Raw genomic sequence first — 3,033 nt, forward strand, 5'->3', positions numbered from 1 at the left:
CACAAACACCTTGGGCGTTGTATGGTTAAGCCTCTCGGGCAATTAGTATGAGTTAGCTTAACACATCACTGCGCTTCCACACCTCACCTATCAACGTTGTGGTCTCCAACGACCCTTATGTGTACTCAAGGTACAAGGGATGACTCATCTCTTGGCCGGCTTCCCGCTTAGATGCTTTCAGCGGTTATCCGTTCCGAACGTAGCTACCGGGCAGTGCCATTGGCATGACAACCCGAACACCAGCGGTTCGTTCATTCCGGTCCTCTCGTACTAGGAACAACTCCAATCAATCATCCAACGCCCACGGCAGATAGGGACCGAACTGTCTCACGACGTTCTAAACCCAGCTCGCGTACCACTTTAAATGGCGAACAGCCATACCCTTGGGACCGACTTCAGCCCCAGGATGTGATGAGCCGACATCGAGGTGCCAAACACCGCCGTCGATATGAACTCTTGGGCGGTATCAGCCTGTTATCCCCGGAGTACCTTTTATCCGTTGAGCGATGGCCCTTCCATACAGAACCACCGGATCACTAAGACCTACTTTCGTACCTGCTCGACGTGTCTGTCTCGCAGTTAAGCTGGCTTCTGCCTTTGCACTAACCGTACGATGTCCGACCGTACTTAGCCAACCTTCGTGCTCCTCCGTTACTCTTTAGGAGGAGACCGCCCCAGTCAAACTACCCACCAGACACTGTCCGCAATCCCGATTAGGGACCTACGTTAGAACATCAAACATACAAGGGTGGTATTTCAAGGACGACTCCATCACGACTGGCGTCGCAACTTCAAAGTCTCCCACCTATCCTACACATGTAGGGTCAATGTTCAGTGCCAAGCTATAGTAAAGGTTCACGGGGTCTTTCCGTCTAGCCGCGGGTATACGGCATCTTCACCGCAATTTCAATTTCACTGAGTCTCTGGTGGAGACAGCCTGGCCATCATTACACCATTCGTGCAGGTCGGAACTTACCCGACAAGGAATTTCGCTACCTTAGGACCGTTATAGTTACGGCCGCCGTTTACCGGGGCTTCGATCAAGAGCTTCGCTTGCGCTAACCCCATCAATTAACCTTCCGGCACCGGGCAGGTGTCACACCCTATACGTCCTCTTACGAGTTTGCAGAGTGCTGTGTTTTTAATAAACAGTTGCAGCCAGCTGGTCACTGCGACTCTCATAGGCTTACGGAGCAAGTCCTTCACCCACAAGAGCGTACCTTCTCCCGAAGTTACGGTACTATTTTGCCTAGTTCCTTCACCAGAGTTCTCTCAAGCGCCTTGGTATGCTCTACCTGACCACCTGTGTCGGTTTCGAGTACGGTCGACAATACCTGAAGCTTAGAGGATTTTCCTGGAAGCGTAGCGTCAACAGCTTCACCACCGTAGTGGCTCGTCTCGTGTCTCAGAATATAGGGAACCGGATTTGCCTAATCCCCCTTCCTACGCACTTTCACATGGACTACCAACGCCATGCCTGCCTAGCTTTCTCCGTCCCCCCATCGCAGTATTGTCGGTACGGGAATATTAACCCGTTTCCCATCGACTACGCATTTCTGCCTCGCCTTAGGGGCCGACTTACCCTACCCTGATTAGCATGGGATAGGAACCCTTGGTCTTCCGGCGGGGAAGTTTTTCACTCCCCTTATCGTTACTTATGTCAGCATTCGCACTTCTGATACCTCCAGCACCCCTCACGAGATACCTTCAACGGCTTACAGAACGCTCCTCTACCACTTGCACATAGTGCAAGTCCACAGCTTCGGTGCATGGTTTAGCCCCGTTACATCTTCCGCGCAGACCGACTCGACTAGTGAGCTATTACGCTTTCTTTAAAGGGTGGCTGCTTCTAAGCCAACCTCCTAGCTGTCTATGCCTTTCCACATCGTTTTCCACTTAACCATGACTTTGGGACCTTAGCTGGTGGTCTGGGTTGTTTCCCTTTTCACGGCGGACGTTAGCACCCGTCGTGTGTCTCCCGAGTAGTACTCATTGGTATTCGGAGTTTGCAAAGGGTTGGTAAGTCGGGATGACCCCCTAGCCTTAACAGTGCTCTACCCCCAATGGTATTCGCTCGAGGCGCTACCTAAATAGCTTTCGAGGAGAACCAGATATCTCCGAGCTTGATTAGCCTTTCACTCCGATCCACAAGTCATCCCCAAATTTTTCAACATTTGTGGGTTCGGTCCTCCAGTTAGTGTTACCCAACCTTCAACCTGCTCATGGATAGATCGCCCGGTTTCGGGTCTACACCCTGCAACTATTCGCCCAGTTAAGACTCGGTTTCCCTACGGCTCCCCTATTCGGTTAACCTCGCTACAGAATGTAAGTCGCTGACCCATTATACAAAAGGTACGCAGTCACCCCACGAAGGGGCTCCCACTGCTTGTACGTACACGGTTTCAGGTTCTATTTCACTCCCCTAACAGGGGTTCTTTTCGCCTTTCCCTCACGGTACTGGTTCACTATCGGTCAGTCAGGAGTATTTAGCCTTGGAGGATGGTCCCCCCATGTTCAAACAGGATACCACGTGTCCCGTCCTACTCGTTTTCATTGATAAAGCTTTTTCGTGTACGGGGCTATCACCCTGTATCGCCGCACTTTCCAGAGCGTTCCACTAACTCTTTATCAACTTAAGGGCTAGCCCCCGTTCGCTCGCCGCTACTAAGGGGATCTCGGTTGATTTCTTTTCCTCGGGGTACTTAGATGTTTCAGTTCTCCCGGTTCGCCTCGTATGACTATGTATTCATCATACGATACCTGATAAATCAGGTGGGTTTCCCCATTCGGACATCTGTGAGTCTAGCGTCTCTTACCGACTTCTCACAGCTTTTCGCAGGTTAGCACGTCCTTCATCGCCTCTGACTGCCAAGGCATCCACCGTGTACGCTTAGTCACTTAACCATACAACCCCAAAATGTCTGGAATTGAAGGTGTGATAAGGTTCACAAATAAATATTGTTACCTTGTTTTTTCTTTCTATCAGCTTGCCAATTTGTTAAAGAGCACTTCGAGCATAAAGCTCAAAGAGAA

General features: G+C 50.7%; 1 rRNA gene. It reads right to left on the bottom strand.

What is annotated here, in order from left to right:
- Window positions 1-21: 21 nt before the first annotated feature.
- Window positions 22-2,904 (bottom strand): 23S ribosomal RNA (locus RHEIN_RS17000).
- Window positions 2,905-3,033 lie beyond the last annotated feature (129 nt).

It is taken from the genome of Rheinheimera sp. A13L, from assembly GCF_000217935.1.
Classification (GTDB): Bacteria; Pseudomonadota; Gammaproteobacteria; order Enterobacterales; family Alteromonadaceae; genus Pararheinheimera.